Annotated in this window: 13 protein-coding genes and 1 tRNA gene; 4 read left to right on the top strand and 10 right to left on the bottom strand. The window is 48.0% G+C overall.

All coding sequences use genetic code 11. The annotated features are described in order from the left end of the window. Positions 1-41: 41 nt before the first annotated feature. A tRNA-Lys gene (locus VM802_RS27340) sits at positions 42-117 on the bottom strand. 202 nt (positions 118-319) lie between these two features. Between VM802_RS27340 and VM802_RS27345 the strand changes: the two genes are divergently transcribed. Continuing rightward, positions 320-1,018 (top strand): CDGSH iron-sulfur domain-containing protein, encoded by a 699-nt coding sequence (locus tag VM802_RS27345; RefSeq protein WP_325536748.1) that lies wholly within the window; start codon positions 320-322, stop codon positions 1,016-1,018. Between the two features lie 134 nt (positions 1,019-1,152). On the opposite strand, the gene VM802_RS27350 is transcribed toward VM802_RS27345, so the two are convergent. The 5 genes from VM802_RS27350 to VM802_RS27370 all read right to left on the bottom strand — a co-directional run bounded on the left by VM802_RS27350 (position 1,153) and on the right by VM802_RS27370 (position 8,033). Continuing rightward, positions 1,153-3,615 (bottom strand): glutaminase family protein, encoded by a 2,463-nt coding sequence (locus tag VM802_RS27350; RefSeq protein ID WP_325536750.1) that lies wholly within the window; start codon positions 3,613-3,615, stop codon positions 1,153-1,155. Between the two features lie 40 nt (positions 3,616-3,655). Further along, a complete protein-coding gene (locus VM802_RS27355; protein WP_325536752.1) occupies positions 3,656-3,940 on the bottom strand; it encodes a hypothetical protein in 285 nt (94 codons plus the stop codon). Continuing rightward, entirely contained in the window at positions 3,922-6,219 is a 2,298-nt protein-coding gene (locus VM802_RS27360; protein ID WP_325536754.1) for a family 20 glycosylhydrolase, read from the bottom strand. The genes VM802_RS27355 and VM802_RS27360 overlap by 19 nt, the downstream gene beginning before the upstream one ends. Positions 6,220-6,288: 69 nt before the next feature. Further along, a complete protein-coding gene (locus VM802_RS27365) occupies positions 6,289-7,344 on the bottom strand; it encodes a hypothetical protein (protein WP_325536756.1) in 1,056 nt (351 codons plus the stop codon). A 92-nt stretch (positions 7,345-7,436) separates the two neighbouring features. Continuing rightward, complete coding sequence (locus VM802_RS27370; protein WP_325536758.1) at positions 7,437-8,033, bottom strand: pseudouridine synthase; 597 nt, start codon at positions 8,031-8,033, stop codon at positions 7,437-7,439. 52 nt (positions 8,034-8,085) lie between these two features. Here VM802_RS27370 and VM802_RS27375 point away from each other — a divergent pair, with 52 nt between their 5' ends. After that, the gene (locus tag VM802_RS27375) at positions 8,086-8,580 is read left to right on the top strand and encodes a hypothetical protein (protein ID WP_325536760.1); all 495 of its coding nucleotides are present in this window, start codon (positions 8,086-8,088) and stop codon (positions 8,578-8,580) included. Positions 8,581-8,640: 60 nt separating this feature from the next. Here VM802_RS27375 and VM802_RS27380 read toward each other — a convergent pair whose 3' ends face one another. The 3 genes from VM802_RS27380 to VM802_RS27390 form a co-directional block, all read right to left on the bottom strand. Beyond that, positions 8,641-10,017 carry a TolC family protein gene (locus VM802_RS27380; RefSeq protein ID WP_325536762.1) on the bottom strand — a complete coding sequence of 459 codons (1,377 nt, stop codon included), beginning with the start codon at positions 10,015-10,017 and terminating at the stop codon, positions 8,641-8,643. 26 nt (positions 10,018-10,043) lie between these two features. After that, entirely contained in the window at positions 10,044-13,208 is a 3,165-nt protein-coding gene (locus VM802_RS27385) for an efflux RND transporter permease subunit (RefSeq protein ID WP_325536764.1), read from the bottom strand. Positions 13,209-13,299: 91 nt separating this feature from the next. Next, positions 13,300-14,451 carry an efflux RND transporter periplasmic adaptor subunit gene (locus tag VM802_RS27390; RefSeq protein WP_325536766.1) on the bottom strand — a complete coding sequence of 384 codons (1,152 nt, stop codon included), beginning with the start codon at positions 14,449-14,451 and terminating at the stop codon, positions 13,300-13,302. Positions 14,452-14,522: 71 nt separating this feature from the next. On the opposite strand from VM802_RS27390, the gene VM802_RS27395 reads away from it, so the two are divergent. Continuing rightward, positions 14,523-15,152 (top strand): helix-turn-helix transcriptional regulator, encoded by a 630-nt coding sequence (locus VM802_RS27395; RefSeq protein WP_325536768.1) that lies wholly within the window; start codon positions 14,523-14,525, stop codon positions 15,150-15,152. Positions 15,153-15,244: 92 nt separating this feature from the next. Here the strand turns inward: VM802_RS27395 and VM802_RS27400 are convergent, their stop codons facing one another. Continuing rightward, positions 15,245-15,589 (bottom strand): hypothetical protein, encoded by a 345-nt coding sequence (locus VM802_RS27400; RefSeq protein WP_325536770.1) that lies wholly within the window; start codon positions 15,587-15,589, stop codon positions 15,245-15,247. 171 nt (positions 15,590-15,760) lie between these two features. On the opposite strand from VM802_RS27400, the gene VM802_RS27405 reads away from it, so the two are divergent. Beyond that, a complete protein-coding gene (locus tag VM802_RS27405) occupies positions 15,761-17,497 on the top strand; it encodes a hypothetical protein (protein ID WP_325536772.1) in 1,737 nt (578 codons plus the stop codon). Positions 17,498-17,514: the final 17 nt, after the last annotated feature.

Raw genomic sequence — 17,514 nt, forward strand, 5'->3', positions numbered from 1 at the left:
CAAGGCTTTAATTACTTAAGAGTTTCTATTTTTACTCTTGGTGGTGATCCCGCTGGGACTCGAACCCAGGGCCCATACATTAAAAGTGTATTGCTCTACCAACTGAGCTACGGAATCATTCCCTTTTTGTAAAGGGATTGCAAAGATACACATTCCTTCATAACCTCCAAATTTATTTCATTCATTTTTAATCAGTTATCTCATTCAATTTAATAGTATATCCTCAAACCCTCTACAGTAGCTAATTTTAAGATATTGCTACCACCTAACAACAATATGCGCTGCATCCTTGTAATTATAGTGTATCAAAACGGTTCGCATGGAAAAGCATCCAGATATCCGCATAAGAGTAGTCAAAAATGGTCCTTACCAGGTAAGTGGTAATGTGCCGCTGCAAATACAAACCATTGGCGCCAATACAGAAGGGGAATCCATTGAATGGATAGCCGGAAGACATATCACGCCGGAGTCGCAGCCCTTCTATCTTTGTCGCTGTGGTCATTCCAGGAATAAACCATTCTGTGATAACTCCCACAAGCAAGCGCTGTTTGACGGCACAGAAACCGCGGGACATACCAATTACATCGAAGAAGCCGACTTGATGGAAGGCCCTGCTATGCTGCTGACAGATGTACAGAAGCTATGCGCTTTCGCGCGTTTCTGCGATCCTAACGGACAAGTATGGGGTATGGTCAATGAAACCGATGATCCTGCCATAAAAGAGCAATTCATCAAACAGGCAAGCGAATGCCCTTCTGGGCGCCTCATCGCATGGGATAAGGCCACACAAACACCGATAGAACCACAACTGGAAGCATCCATAGGCATCATCGAAGACCCCGCACAAGGCATAAGCGGACCACTATGGATACGTGGTGGTATCGAAATTGCCGACGCCACCAATAATCCTTATGAAATCAGAAACCGCGTAACCCTCTGCCGGTGCGGCGCTTCAAGAAACAAACCATATTGCGACGGTTCACATGCCTCCATTAAATTCCACGATGGACTCGAGTGATTTTGAAATTACCTGGTGTAAGAATTTAAGCGAAGCAACGATCAACAAATGTTGTTAATAAAATAATCAACATAATCTGCGCTTCGCTTAAATTCTTACACCAGGTAATTCCAAAATCTCAACATCAATCCCAGCTATTGCCGGTTCATCTTCTCATCCAGCATCTTCATAAAATATCCTCCCACTACACTCCTCGCCTGAAAACCGATCTTCTTGCCATTAGTAGTGTCATGCCATTCGCTCAGTGGAACACGTGTATCCGTAGCCGTTATATAGTCGTACAACGGCTGAACGAAGGCGTTGAAATCATCTGCCAGTACCGCAGTCCACATGATCCAATCGGATTTGGTGTAGGTTCTGCGGCTATCGAGTGGGAGACCATATTTCTGCTGATGCCCCAGGTAGTAAGAAGTCTCTTTACGGTATACTTCCGGCGGGAACAGGTTAAAGTTGAGTACCTTATCCCATACCATATTGTACTTCTGACTCCAGGTGTCCTTATCTTCAAATACCAGTGAGTAATGATCACCGGCGTCGGCCAATTGCAGCCAGCGTTGAGCCATTACCCTGGAGCTATCTTTGTAACGAGCTGCCACCGCCACTTCTCCCAGTTGCTCCGCGAGATAGGCATAACTGCGTATACCCATGATAGCTTTTAAAGACAGATTGGTATTACGGGCTAGGTGTCCCGCAAAATCATCGGTGCACAACTGGTTGGCCGGATCAAAGCCATTCTTCAGCAGGTATTCCGCCCAGATGCTCAGCACTTTCCAGTGCCTGCGTGCATATTCTGCATTGCCTTCTGCCTGGGCTATGGCCCCCGTCATGATCAGCATATTGCCTGATTCCTCAATGGGCATATCTTCTCCGTATGCCTGTCCATTGGCCAGCGGATAAGTGCCAAGATCATGCGCTGCAAAAGGTTTTGTGTACAAGCCGCTCTCGGAGAAATGAAAAATGCCGTTCATCATCCCCTTCAACAGATTCGGATTATACAACAGGAATAAGGGCGCAGACGGATAGGTGACATCAACCGTGCTGATACAACCGTTGCTGAAGTTCTCCTTCGACAAAAACAACAGCTCTCCCTGCGGACTTCTCACCAGCTTGTGTGCTGCAATGCTCTGCCGGTATGCCAGTTCGCATAACTTGGCATAAGGCTCCCCTCCTGCTTTTACAGCATCTCTGTAAAGCTGCTGATTGAAGAGCGCACACTTTTTCATGATGCCCGTATAATCATTGAAAGCCGCATCCAGCTGCTTTTCGATGGTTTGTGTGGAGTCGCTCTTCCACCACGCCTTCACGTTGGTATGAAAGTATTGTATAGCGTACAGATCATCATATCCTAACAGAAACAACTGTTCTTTCGGCGTACTTTTCACCTTACCAAGCGACACAATAGTGCTGAGGACTATATCTCTGTCTGTCTTCCCTGTAATGGGCTGCCCACTCGTGAAATGCGCCACTGCAACATCAGGACCGGCTACATATTGCTCCGGCTTCGATGCCAGCGGTGTAGCCACATACATATAGCCCCAGTCGATGCGCAGGTCATCGCCGCGCTTCCTCAGTACGGGTTGCTCTACAGTACCTGCCTTCAGCAGGGAAAGGGCACCTGTATTATACTGCTGCGTAGCAACCGTCTGCGATGGCAGGTTTACACAGATAGCCGACGATGCGCCGAAATACAACTGCACATCATGCGCTTTATGATCATTGGACACTACTTTATAACTCACGTAAGACACAGGCCTGGACAACAACGTAAGGTCCTTTATGAGCAAGGGAGACGTAAAAGTAAGCGTAAGGTTGACACCTCCACATTCAAAGTGATAAGCCGTCTGTGTTGCATTGAAAGTGGAACTTCTTTGTATCGCACGCTGCACATTGTTCTCCTCCATCATTCTTTTTTCATATCCCATCCCAAAATCCAGGAAAGCGCCGCCGCGGGTATTGGCAATGTGAACCGCCAGCACATTGCCCTTCGGCTTCAGCTTCAGCCTTGCTTCGTCCGGTATTTCCTGTAGTTTGTATTTGATCAGCCAGCCGACATAATTGTAGATCTTTTCGCCATTAAGATATACATCGATGTTGTCATCATGACAGATCTTCAGAATGAATTTTTCATCAGGAATATGATCCAGATCAAATGTTCTCCTGGTCCAGAGATCAAAAGTGGTCCATTGTGTGCCGTCACGGCGACCAGCATCATCACTGAAGGGCGCCGCGCCAGTCTGCCATTGACTGTCGTCAAAGCCCGGCTGCGTCCATCCTTCCGGTGGTGGCGCTTCAGTGTACTTCATCGTATAGCCGTTCTCGTCAGAGGCGGGCAATAAGACCGTATATCTGCCGGATTCCTTGCCCAGCACACTATACACGGTACCGTCCACCTTAATCATCCCGGTGAGTGATTGCGGAGATCCCGTCCAATGCATGGTAGTAGCGCTGTTCAACGTATCTGCTGCAGACCAGATACTAAAATATGGATCATGTGTGACCAGGGGGTAGGCAGGCGCCTGTTGCTGTGCCAGGGTGTTTCCGGCTAGCGCTGACAGTGAGAGACAGGTCAGCATCTTTCTGATAAGGTGATTTTTCATAGATTACGTGTATTTTATACCTTTAATAAATAACGCATATTTATTCCGGCATAATGGCCCTATCAGCAACGATAAGAGAGGGAATAAAAAAACGCAGACCGTGCCCATTGCCCTTGAGGCCCTGAGAAGCCTTGTCAGTACAACGTTTGGGTCTGCGCGTTTCTTTATTAAGTTTTAAAATACTATCAGTGGAGAAAACAAAAATACACATTTCCTTCAAAGAAGCAAAGATTTCCCACAAAGAAAAACAAAGGGAGCAAAGATCTGTGTCCTTGCTCCCTTTATCTTTCTCTGTGAAAAACGATCCTATTTCGTCTTCAGCCATGAATCAGGTACAGGCTGTAACCTGCTCCCATTGAGGCTGTACTCAAGTTTCAGTGTATAACCGCCGCCGCCCTCTATAAAGGCAATCTCAAAAGGATGTACACCTTTCTTTAATGCTACCTGTCCGCTTTTCACCAAAGGTGCATGCAGCCCATCATTGTTCACTACCCGCTTATTATCTATATACAGAATACCTCCGTCGTCGCAAGTCAGAAAGAAGCTGTAGACACCGGTTTCGGGCACTTCAACATATCCGCGCAGCTTTGCACCGAAAGGGGCGCCCTTATGCCCCGGTGCTTCTGGAATAGTGACACTACTCACCCATGTAGTGCTGTCTGCCTGTTGTGAGAGCTTTGTCACACTTTTGAATGATCCTTTGAAGAAATCCAGCTGCAATCCGCTCCTGCCAGGAGTTTCAGCCACAGGTTCTGCATATGCCTGCTGACGGTAATGCAGCGTATAAATATCGCCCCGGTTACCGGCAGGACTAAACGCCGCCAGCTTCAGATCTGCAGGCGTTGTTATTTCCAGGGAAGCAGGCAGCTCTTTGGATGTTGCATCCGGCAAAGTACCATCAGCGGTATACCTTAGCGTCAATCCAGGTAAGGGTTTCCGCACCTGTAACGTTGCCGCATCTACGAAGACATTGTCTTCAGTGAAACCTTCCAGGTCAGGCAGGCGGTAATGTACTCCAAGCGCATCCAGCCGGCTGTAATGTTCGTGTAGCCGTTCCAGATATGTATCGTAATAGTGATTGTTCGTCCATAATACTTCCGCCAGCGCTGTCATACGGGGCATGAACATGTAATCGGCACGCCGCTCTGAAGGAACGTACTCCGTCCACAGATTGGCTTGCGCGCCAATAATATGTGCGGCCTCGGTGGCTGTGAGCCCTTTAGGAACCGAATTAAAGTGATAAACGTTATAAAGTGAATTGCGATCAGGCTGATAATCGAAATAAAGTGGGTTACCCGGCGTCATAATCACTTGGTTACCGTGTTGAGCAGCCTTCACCGGGGCTTCAGGCACCCAACTGCGCCAGTACATCAATACAGCGGTAGGACTGATACCACCTTCCAGTATTTCATCCCACCCAATCAGCAGCTTGCCTTTGGAGTGGAAGAATTTCTCCATACGCTTCACGAAATAACTTTGGAGCTCCTCCACATTCTTCAGGTTATTAGCCTTCATCACTTCAGTGCAGACCGGAGATTGCGCCCAGCTGGTCTTCTCCACTTCATCAGCGCCAAGATGAATATATTTTGACGGGAACAGCGCTGCTATCTCGCTGAATACATCTTCTGCAAATTTAAAAGTAGCTTCATTACAGGGGCATACAGGCGTTGAAAAGTCTTTACCCCAACCGGTATTATCGGAGCAGGCAAGATAGGGATAAGCTTTGATAGCAGCCATCATATGACCTGGCATATCTATCTCAGGTACGATCTCCACATGACGTGCCGCCGCATAGGCAATAATATCGCGCATCTGCGCCTGTGTATAGAAACCGCCATAGAGCGTCTTTCCACCTCTGTTTACTATATGCTGCCGGTCGATCTCCATATCAGGATTCCCCCTGGCTTTCTGCATGCAGACGGAATCCTGGTTGTTGAACGTACGCCATGCCCCCTGCTGCGTCAGCAACGGATACTTCTTTATTTCTATGCGCCAACCCTGATCATCTGTAAGATGAAGGTGCAGTTTGTTCATTTTGTAAAGTGCCAGCAGATCAATGTACTTCTTCAGATAGGCTATGGAGAAGAAATGACGCGACACATCGAGATGCATACCTCTCCAGCTATACACCGGGTGATCTTCCAGCTGCATCGCAGGGATGGATATTTCAGGAAGACGAACACCGGTTGCACCTTCAATGGAAGAAGGCATCAGCTGCCGTAGCGTTTCCACAGCGCGAAAGAAGCCGGTTGGTGATTTTGCGGTAATCAACAGCTGATCAGGAGCAACCTGCATGGTATAATCTTCCTCTCCTTTCAACTGTAAGTCTTGTTTCAATATAATAGCACCTGCACCTTTACCCGTTTTGAGCGTAACGCCTAATGCCTGTTTTATCAGGGATTGCAACTGTGCCGTTTCATTGCTGAACAGGGCAGCATTCACAGGCAACGCCAGCTTTGTGGCGGAGGTGATCACAAACTCGCCTGCGGCCGGCGTCAGCTGTTGTGGGTAAGGTATCAGCGGATAACGCTGCGTCTGAGCCAAGACATCCTGCAACTGCATCGCCAGCGCCAGTACGCCAGCCCATCTGAAAAGCTTTCTCATAATTCACTTGTTACATAGTTTCCGGGCAAACGTAACAAGAAAATCATAGGAAAACTAATGCGAAATTGCCTATTGCTGTGGGGATTTTAATCCGCTCAGCTGCACTTTCACCTGTTCCATCTGGTGTTTCAGCTGTTCATTGTCCTGCTTCAGCGCATCATTGCTGTGTTTGAGGTCTATAAGGTAGAGGGTGAGTTCTTCTATCTTCTTCAGTAATTTTTCATTCATCTCTCCCACATCTATACCATTCTTTGCGACATCAGCAGCGGAAGGAATTTCCGGGAGATGCTGATTTTCTTTGATATAATTTTCTACCGTCGCCAGCGAAGGAAGTTGGTAATCCTGATGAAAAACAAAATCTGGCCAGTTGACATATTGCTTCACTTTTACCCTTTCAGCGATCATGCTACCAGCCACCGCAAGTTTATAGCCCTTAGTATCCGTGGTACCAATACCTACTTCTCCATTGTATCTGATACGCATTTTTTCTTTAATGCTGGTGCTTACCCAACCGTCGGAAGTACTGAACACCAGGTCCATTCCCTGTACCTGTGCATTATTGTTAGCGTAGATGTTTATCCTTTCGGCCCTGATCCTCGCTCCAATCTGGTCTGGTGTCATGTCTCGCCAGGTATAGAAGTCAATGTCATATCCTCCGGTCGCTGCATATTGCGGCACGTTAATATTACCCGCATCACCCGGCCTGCCGATACGCATAGCTGGCATGTTTCCATTTGCATCAAGATTCATATGCAGTTTAGCCTGCGGATTTCCCCAGCCCAGGCCAATTCTACCGTCACGTCTCAAAATCGATAAATACGCCCCCAGATATTCATTGCTATTACCATAACCAAAAATTGTGAAATTACCACCTTGATTGCCTGCAGCCTCTGTGTTAAGCATGCCCAGACCCCATCTCAACTGGTCAGGTCCGGAATAAATTCCGAAGTGCACCGCCCCTGATTCATCGGTGCTTTTTTCTGCCCTAAACATTTGGGCAATACCATTACCACTGATATTGAAATTTGCATTCGGCTGCTTACTTGTCTGGTTCAGGATTTGGGCGTTCACTGCAGCGGGGATTATTAGAAATCCAAGCGCTGTACAGAAGAGAGAAATCTTCATGGGTTAAATGTTAGGGATAAAATATATTTTATAATATACCACAAATGTAACGCAGGAATCGGTCGTTTACAACGGTAAGAAAAAATTTATTGTTAATTCCCGTCCAGCTTCAACAGGTTGAAGAATTCCTTTTCCTCCAACTCCTTTACATCTCCGGGTTGCATATCTCCCAGTTCCAGGTCTTCAATAGACAACCGTATCAACCGCTGACAGCGGTGTTTCAATGCCCCTACCATTTTGCGCACCTGGCGGTGACGGCCTTCTGTTAACGTGATGCGCAGCCAGGTATGCGGTGCATTTTCAGGCAGATCATTTCCCCGTTCAAAGAGCCCTTCCGGCCTAGATACAATAACGGCTTCTTCAGGAACTGCTGTGTACATTTCACTGGGAGCAATTCGTATAGGCACCCCTGTTTGCAGGTATTGAAGCGTCTTATCGCTTACCACACCCTTCACCTTTACAAGATAGGTCCTGATATGCGGGGTTTCTTTATTAAATAATAAGCGGGTCACTCTTCCATTTGTTGTCAGAATCAGCAAACCCTCCGAATCGCTGTCCAGGCGGCCCACTGCATGCGTACCTTCCGGGAAGGCAAAGGGAAGGTCGCTGAGCAGGTTCACCTTCACATCGCTCACAAACTGCGAAACCATGTTATAAGGTTTGTTGATGATAAAGTACCGATGACACATGCTTAGTCAGACTAATATTCTATAATTTTATCCTCCGAAATTATTAAAGTACATGAAGAAACTATTCAACTACCGGCACATACTCGCTGTAATAAGCATGGCATTGTTATTATGCTCCTTCAGCCCCGGCGATAAAGATAAGGAATATTGCAACGGCAGGTTCGTGTTCTGCATTACCTACCCCAACAACTTCAAAGGAGAAGGGGAATCACCCAACGGCGACGGACAGATTTTCACCGGCGGCGACGGCGCCGAGATACGTGCCTTCGGGAGTCTCGCCATTACTGACTTTGACCAGATCACCGATGTTTACAAAACTGCTGTCAGTGATATTAAGGTGGTGTATAAGGTGGTTAAGCCCAGCTATTTTATCTTCTCCGGCACTGATAAATCCGGGAATATCGTTTACCGTAAAACGATCAAAAAAAATGTCAACTACCTGGGAGAAGGTGCTACTGCCGTTTTTCAGACACTCATGATCACTTATCCCGCCGCTTCGCAGGCAAAATATGCAGGTTACTGTACTACTATTGCGAAAAGCCTGTAAAAAGGTTTCCCGCAAAGGAGCAAAGGGAGCAAATACATCTTTGTTCCCTTTGCGGGAAGATCACCCGCCTCCCAGTGCGCGGTATAGTGTTATCACCGCCTGCCATTGCTGTAACTTATCATTCACCTTTCCTATCTGTGCAGCCAGCAGGCTTTGCTCTGAGGTCAATACATCTGTATAGTTGGTAGCTGAACTGTATTTCAACAGCTCTTTGGTGAAGTCCACTGATTTTTCCAGTGCCACCAGCTGCTTTCCGCGACTGCTTTCTTTTTCGTGCGCCGCTTCAAAAGCATACAATGCATCTGACACTTCCTTGCCTGCCGTACGCAGCGCTTTTTCAAAGCTATACAACGCCTCCTGCTGGCGCGCTTCTGCGATGGCCAGTCTTGCCTTATTGGCGCCCCTGTTAAATATCGGCTGTGTGATGCCTCCCACTGCATTCCCAAACAATCCATCAGAAGTAAACCATTTTGAAAAGTCGAAGCTGGAGAAGCCTCCGGCGGCAGTAATGCTCAGCGTTGGATAAAAAGCAGTGCGTGCTACATTAGTGTTTTCAAAAGCAGACCGATAGGCCAGTTCAGCTGCTTTCACATCCGGCCTGTTCTGTAACAGCTGTGCCGGTACACCGGCAAGCAACGAATCAGGCAACTGTTGTTTTTCCAGCAACCCACGCTGTATGGTATCTGGCGGTAATGCCAGGAGTATACTCAATGCATTTTCGGTTTCGCGGATCTGCTGCAACACGTCAGGGATGGCTACCTCCGCGGCATAGCGGTTAGCTTCACTTTGCACAACTGCCGCGCCGGTTACCACATTAGAGGCCTTCAGCTCTTTCATGGCGGCTACGTCTTCCACTCTGTTTGTTGCTGTACGCCGAAGAATAGCCAGTTGTTCATCCAGTGCCAGCAAGGAGTAATAAGAGGTTGCAATATCCGCCACCAACTGACTTCTCACAGCCCGCTGTGCTTCTACCGTCTGGAGCAGGTCAGCTAACGCCGCACGTTTGGCGCTGCGCAGCTTACCCCAGATATCCGCTTCCCATGTGGCAGTAAGGCCAATGTCGTACTGCGTATTTGAAGTGAAAATACCAAAGCCCTGCGGGTAGGCAAGCCGGGATTGCTTGACACCTGCGTTCCCGTTTAGCGCAGGCAGGAATGCCTGCCTGCTGGCTCTGAAGGCAGCCCTGGCAGCCTCGATCCGCTGCATGGCTATTTTCAGGTCGAGGTTCTGTTGCAGACCAGCACTGATTAATTGTTGCAGGCGCTCATCTGTAAATAGCTGCTGCCAGGGCCTTACAGCCAGTGTAATAGTATCAGTACCGGAATGGTTACGGTACATACCGGCAGTATTGATATCCGGCTGCCGGTATGTTCTGGTGATATTGCAGGCTGCCAGCACCGCAACAACAGGCAGCAACCATTTATATTTATTGATCATGATTGTTTTTTTGTGAGATGAATATTTTACAACGTTGCTGCCGTCACTTCTTCCTCCTCTTCTTCTTTCTGCGCGGCAGGCGCACCCGTGATCCGTTCCTGCAATGCCTGGAATATCACAAACAACACGGGAATAATGAATACGCCAAACACAGTACCGATCAGCATGCCCCCCACTGCGGCCGTGCCAATGGAACGGTTGCTCAACGCACCCGCACCGGTAGCCAGCATCAACGGTATCAAGCCAAAGATAAAGGCAAAAGACGTCATGAGAATAGGGCGCAGACGTGCGGAAGCGCCGGAGATCGCCGCATGGAACAGACGCTGACCACTACGCCTCCGTTGCAGGGAAAACTCTACAATCAGGATCGCATTCTTCGCCAGCAAACCTATCAGCATGATCAGACTTATCTGCAGGAAGATATTGTTGTCTAACCCAAACAAGCGGGCAAAGGCAAAAGCGCCGGCAAGTCCCACCGGCAGCGATAACAGGATAGAGAAAGGCAGTATATAGCTGCGGTATTGTGCGCTTAGCAGGAAGTATACAAAGATAATACACAACACAAAGATCAGTATGGTCTGCCCCCCACTGGAGATCTCTTCGCGTGTTAGACCGGAGAAATCAAAGCTGTAGCCGCGCGGCAACGTTTCTGCCGCTACTTCTTTAATAGCCCTGATAGCATCCCCGGAGCTGTAGCCCGGTTTAGGCTGACCAGTAACCGCCGCAGAGGTATACAGATTGAAGCGGTTGATGAATTCAGGACCGCTGGTTTTCCGCAACGTAATAAACGCATTGATGGGCGCCATCTCTCCTTTATCATTCCGCACAAAGATCTTGTGCAGGTCCTCTTTGTCGGTACGGTATCCGGGGCCCGACTGCAACATCACCCTGTACTGTTTGCCGAAGCGGTTAAAGTCAGACGCATAGATGCCACCCAGATAGCCTTGCAAAGTATTAAGCACCATACTGGGGCTAACCCCCGCCTCTTTACATTTTGCTACGTTTACACTCACCTCATACTGGGGGAAGTCAGTGTTGTAAGGTGTTGCAGCATACATGATCTCAGGGCGGCTGTTGATCTTCTGCATGAAGTTGTTGATCACCCCGCCAAACTCCTGGTAACTGCCGCCGGTTTTATCCTGTAACTGGAATTCAAAACCATTGCTGTTACCAAATCCCTGAAGGGTGGGCGCTGCAAAGAAAATGATGCTGGCGCCCCTGATGGAAGCCGTTTTCGCAAACAACTGTCCTACAATGCTGTTGATGTCCTGCCCCTGTTTGGTACGCTCCTTCCAGGGTTTCAGGCTAAGAAACAGTGCGCCGTAAGAGCTACCAGTACCGCTGATAAGGTTCATACCAGCCAGCCTGGAAGAGACCACTACTTCAGGTATGGAACGGGCGATGCTGTCTACCTGGTCCATCACGATGGAAGTCTGATCCAACGTGGTGGCCGGGGGAAGGATAATATCACCGTAGATGGCGCCGGAGTCTTCGTTGGGTACGAAGCCGGTTGGCGTTGTCTTCAGCAGAAAATACAATGAAATACTGAAGATGCCTATACAGCCCAGCGCCAGCCACTTGCGACGTATCAGCAATTGTACAGCCCTGATATATTTATGGGTAACGGTATCGAAAGCGGCATTGAAGGCCGCATAAAAGCGCTGCATAAAATTTTTCTTTTCATCCGTATGCTCCTGATGCGGCTTGAGCAGGATGGCGCAGAGCGCAGGACTCAGTGTCAGCGCATTAACCGCAGAGATAATAATCGCCACAGCCAGCGTAATACCAAACTGCTTGTAGAATACTCCGGCAGAACCAGTGATAAAAGTAACCGGTACAAACACAGCCGCCATAATAAGCGTAATGGAAATAATCGCAGTGCTGATCTCACTCATAGCATGCATAGTAGCTTTCCTGGCTGATTTGGCGCCGTGGTCCAGTTTCGCATGCACGGCTTCCACCACTACAATAGCATCATCTACCACAATACCAATCGCCAGTACCAACGCAAACAATGTAAGCAGATTGATGGTGAAACCGAATATCTTCAGGAAGAAAAACGTGCCTATAATCGCTACCGGTACAGCAATAGCCGGGATGAGCGTCGAACGGAAATCCTGCAGGAAGATGAAAACCACAATGAATACCAGGATAAACGCTTCAATGACCGTTTGTATCAGTTTTTTGATGGATGCACCGAGGAAGTCATTTACGTTGATGAACGTACTGATCTTCACGCCGGGTGGGAAGCCTGCCTGTGCCTCCGCAAAGACGCGTTCCACTTCCTTGATCACCTCGTTGGCGTTGGAGCCTGCGGTCTGGCTGATAGCACCGCCGGAAGATGCATAGCTGTTGGTTTTGAGATCGGTGGTGTAATTGAAGGCCCCCATTTCTATATCGGCCACATCTTTCAGCCGAAGTAACTGCCCGTTGCCACCATTGCGCACTATGATATGCTCAAACTGCTCAGGATTCTCCAACCGGCCTGTATATTTCAGTACGTACTGGAAATTCTTCCGGCTGTTCTCTCCTACCTTACCGGGAGCGGCTTCTATATTCTGCTCTTTCAGGATATTGATAATATCGTCGGGCATCAGTCCATAACTGGCCATCACATCAGGTTTCAGCCATATGCGCATACTGTAGGCCTGATCGCTGTACATAGCAACATCTCCTACGCCGGATATGCGCTTTAACTGCGGCACAACATTAATGCGCAGATAGTTGTCGAGAAATTTTTCATCGTATGATTTGTTCTCACTATACACCAGAAAGCTGAATACTTCACTGCTCAGTTTTTTGGTAGTGGTGATACCGTTCCTGATCACTTCCGCGGGCATCAGGCTGGTAGCTTTGTTAACGCGGTTCTGCACATTCACGGCAGCCAGATCAGGGTCAGTGCCCTGTTTGAAAAACACGGTTATAACAGCGCTTCCGTCATTGCTGGCTTTGGATGTCATATAGGTCATGTGTTCCACACCGTTGATCTGCTCTTCCAGCGGAATAATCACACTCTTCATCACCACGTCGGCACTGGCGCCCTGGTAAGAGGTGGCTACTTCCACAGTGGGCGGCGCAATCTCAGGGTACTGTGAGATCGGCAGCGACAACAATCCCAATACACCTAGTATAACGATGATAATGGAGATAACGGTAGATAGTACCGGGTTATCAATAAATTTTTTCAGCATAATAATAGAATTAGTAAAGACAAAGCAGTGGCAGGGTTAGCTGCGGGGAGCAGTTAACCGGGATGGCTGAAGCGTCTTTTATGATGAGTAATTACCTGGCCTGTGCGGTAGCTTTATTGGTGAGTGTGGCAGGCACTGGCTTGATCTTCATTCCGTCTTTCAGGGCGTTGAGGCCGTTGATCACAACTCTGTCGCCGGCTTTGAGACCGCTCTTTACTACGTAACTTTCGTCAGAGGAGAGATCCATGACAGTTACTTCTGTGTTCTTTGCAGTGCCGGAAGCATCTACGGTATATACAAAGCGTTTGCCTTGCAGTTCGTAAGTGGCCTTCTGGGGAATCAGGATGGCGTTATTAACGGGCTGCTCTATACGGATAACAGCGCTGCTTCCGCTCCTGATCAGCCGGGCAGGATTGGGAAAGGCAGCCCGGAGAGATACAGCTCCGGTACCGGCATTAATCAAACCGCCGGCAGTTTCTATGTGTCCCTTTTCCGTATACCCGTCGCCGTTAGCCAGCACTAAAGATACTGGCGGAATTTTCTTCAGCTTGTCTTCCACACTGCCGGTAGAAGTTCCGGCCAGATCGAGAAACTGCTTTTCGTTGAATGAGAAGTAGGCGTATATTTTTGATATATCCGACACCGTTGTAAGCGGCTGCGGAGAGCTACTGCTGACAAGGCTTCCCAGCTTATAAGGCAAGCTGCCTACCACACCGTCAACAGGGCTATAGATAGTGGTATAGCCCAGGTTGATGCGGGCATTTTCCACACTGGCCTTCGCCTGTGCCAGCGCAGCTTCCTGTGCCTGCAACGTCAGTTGCGCAGCTTCCAGTTCATAGTTACTGACGATTTCTTTCTTCACCAGCGGCATTACCTTAGCCACCTGCATTTTTGCTGTATTAACGGCAGCCTCTGCGCTCTTTGCTGCCGCGTTGGCAGTACGCAGTTCCTGTTCATACTGCGGCGCACTAATCCGGAACAACAACTGTCCTCTTTTTACAGCGTTGCCTTCATCCACATAGATCTGCGCCACAAAGCCGTCCACTTTAGGCCGGATCTCAATATTCTGCTGCCCCTGCAATGATGCCGGGTAATCTGTATACATGACAGTAGATTGCGAAGCCAGTGTTATGACGGGATAGTCAGGGGGAGCACCGGTTGCATCGCTCTGCTGCTGCTTGCTCTGACAGGATAACAATATGATGGATATTGCGGCGGGTAGTAGTGGTAACCTATAAGACATAACATTAAATTTTAAATCCTGCGACAAAGTTAGTACTTTTGCGAATAAACCAAATAAATACTTGGTTAATTATGAATAAGATTATGCTGGATTGTGAAAAAGCGGTTTGGATACTGAAGACCAAAGGGCCGCAACCACTGTCTGTAGTGGCGGAAGCCCTGGGTATCACCACCGAAGGCGCAAGGTTTCAGCTGTTGAAACTGGCCGGAGAGGGCGTGGTGCAGGCTGACACCGTAGCTAAAGGACGAGGCAGACCACAACAAATATGGTCACTCACCGACGCAGGGCATGCCCGTTTCCCGGATACGCACGCGGAGCTGACAGTGAAGCTGATCAATATGATGAGAGATACGCTCGGTGAAGAGGCCGTGCAGCAGGTAATCAAGGCCCATGAAAAAAGCAACACTGCCAAATATCAACGGGATGTGAACCCTCACCTTACCCTCGAAGATAAAATAAAACAGCTGGCCCGTATCCGCGATTCGGAAGGCTACATGGCGGAATATGTAAAAGACCAAGAAGGCTTCCTGCTGATAGAGAACCACTGCCCTATTTGTGCGGCAGCACAGACTTGCCAGGGATTTTGTGCCTCCGAATTAAGTACTTTCAAAACAGTATTGGGAAAAACCGTCTCCGTAAAACGCGTGGATCATATACTGGGAGGTGCACGCAGGTGTGCGTATAGAATAACAGAAGAATAGTTTTTTTTCTCGCAAAGACGCAGAGGGAGCAAAGAACGCAAGAGATTTCTTAGTCTGATAAAATTAGCTTCTGTTTTTATCATTTTTTGATACTAACGAACAGTCATAATCAAACAAAAAAATCTTTGCGTTCTTTGCTCCCTCTGCGTCTTTGCGAGAACCTGTGCTTCCAGTACATCAGCTTTGTTTTCATTGTAAATATTTCCCAATCCGATCTTGCCGGTATTGGCCTGATTATCAATTTCCTGTTTTGATAAAAAAGGAAGTAAATTCTTTTCGGAAGACTTACTGTTGTATTCAGTTACCTGCTGCTTTACTACCGCAAGCAAAAACTCACGCAAGGAAGGCGCAAGCGCGAGGTCATCTATGACAATCGTTCTTCGTGCTATCAGCAGATGTTTGCGGTCAGCTTGCTTTGCACTTATCGTCAGATTCATTCAATAATCCGTTTGGATGGGTAGAACAAAAATAAAATTCTTAGCAGGCACAATCTTGCAATATTTCTCCTATGACAGAAAATTAATTCCTGCAGAAGTAAAAAAATACTATTTTGCTCCCCTCCACTATAACTGATCATACATAACCATCAAGATTCATAACCAAAATGTATGAAAGTTATTTCTGTTGCTTTTCTATATACACTATTGTCAATTCGTTTATTCGCCTACAACTACGGAGAGCACAAGGTTATTGGTGATATAGCCTTCCTGCGGTTTATTCAGTCGTTGCAGCATACCGGCCAGCTATCGTTTATTCAGCTAATGGACTTAAAGAATGATACCACCTATAACCGTTATTACCTGGGAGCCCTCTCTGGCGTAGGCAGAAACAATATTTCCTACGGCATTCTCAACGGCCTGAGCGGAGACCACGAAAGCAACCCGCTCCTACTCGAAGAGCAGTTGCGCTACCAGAGCTCTGTGATGGAACGTATCATAGACCTGCACGAACAATATATCCGTATGGGCTATACTGCCGCGCCTGACGGCAAACTGTCAAAAGTGGATTTCAGTTATGCATTGAAGGCTGCTGTAAACCTTTCCCATTTTTATGAATACCGCAAAGGCTTTCAGGAACAGCTGCGCCACTTCAATAAAGCAGACGTTAAAAACTGCGAGAATCCTGCAATGGTAGATCACATCTTTAACCGCCTGGGGAAAACGAATGCCATCAATATGTACGTGACCCTGCACGCAATAGCTATCGACCTCGCGGAGCAAAGTGGTCAGCAACTACAAAACAATCCTGCACTTGCAAAACAGCTGCTCTTCTATGCTATTCTTTTCAATGGCTTTGCAGATCATTTCCTCGAAGATGCCTTTTCTGCCGGTCACCTTGTGGTGAATCGTCTGATATTTCAGTCGTTGACCAACAATAAATCACTGCACGACTTTTACTGCGCCAACGGCTGTACTGCATTGAACCGCAAGGGAGAGATCTGGTACGCCTACGGCGATGGTCAGTTCAATAACCCTCATCACAGCTGGCAACAACAGACAACATTGCCGGCTGTACGATATGCCGACTTTACGCCGGAGGCCCAGCGGATCATACAGGCAGTAAATTTGTCGCTCGATGACCTTGCGCAGGCTTTTCACCGTGGCAGCACCAACGGTTTCACACCATTTATTACCTCCATCCCAGATCAGGAAGAACAACAACCAATTTACCTGCTTAATCATATTCCCAGCCTGATGCTGGTGCCAATCCCCTACGGTTCACGTCTTAACACACTGTTTAGCGAACCCACTAAAATCACAGCCGCTATGCATAAAGCCAACGAGCCGCTCCGCTACCGTGATTTTGTACGCAGCCGTGTAGGCAACTCCGTTGTAATCGGACTGATAGGCGCTTCCTTTACAGACGAATACCTGCGCGGTCCCGAGCTCAGGATTAATGCCGGCAACTTTCTCCGCCACTTCGTCTACAATCGCGACGGTGGCAAGAAAGGATTACTGGATCACTGGATCGGCTATACGCTCAGCTACAGCATTGCCAATCTGAAGAGCGACAAAGGCCCGGTACGCACTGCTGCTGCACAGCAGGTTCGCGCAGGACTGAAAGGCAATTTCGATTACTGGATCAGCAACCGTAAATTCATCGGCCTCTATTCTTATGTGGAAGCTGGCGCACAGTTCAGACACGGTGGCACCGACTTCATTTTTGTTCCATCTGTAGGGCTGCAATTATCCTCGCTGCTAAGCATCAACACACAGAGCATGAAAAGTTGGATACGTATCCCGCTGCAATACTTGCTGCCACTAAAATTCCGCTATGGAGCCGTAATCTCTCCACACGAAATACCCAGGCATTTTGGAGCGGTGGACATAGATTTCCTGCTATAATATTTCCCGCAAAGGCA

The organism is Chitinophaga sp. (genome assembly GCF_035538455.1).
In the GTDB taxonomy this organism is placed as follows: Bacteria; Bacteroidota; Bacteroidia; order Chitinophagales; family Chitinophagaceae; genus Chitinophaga.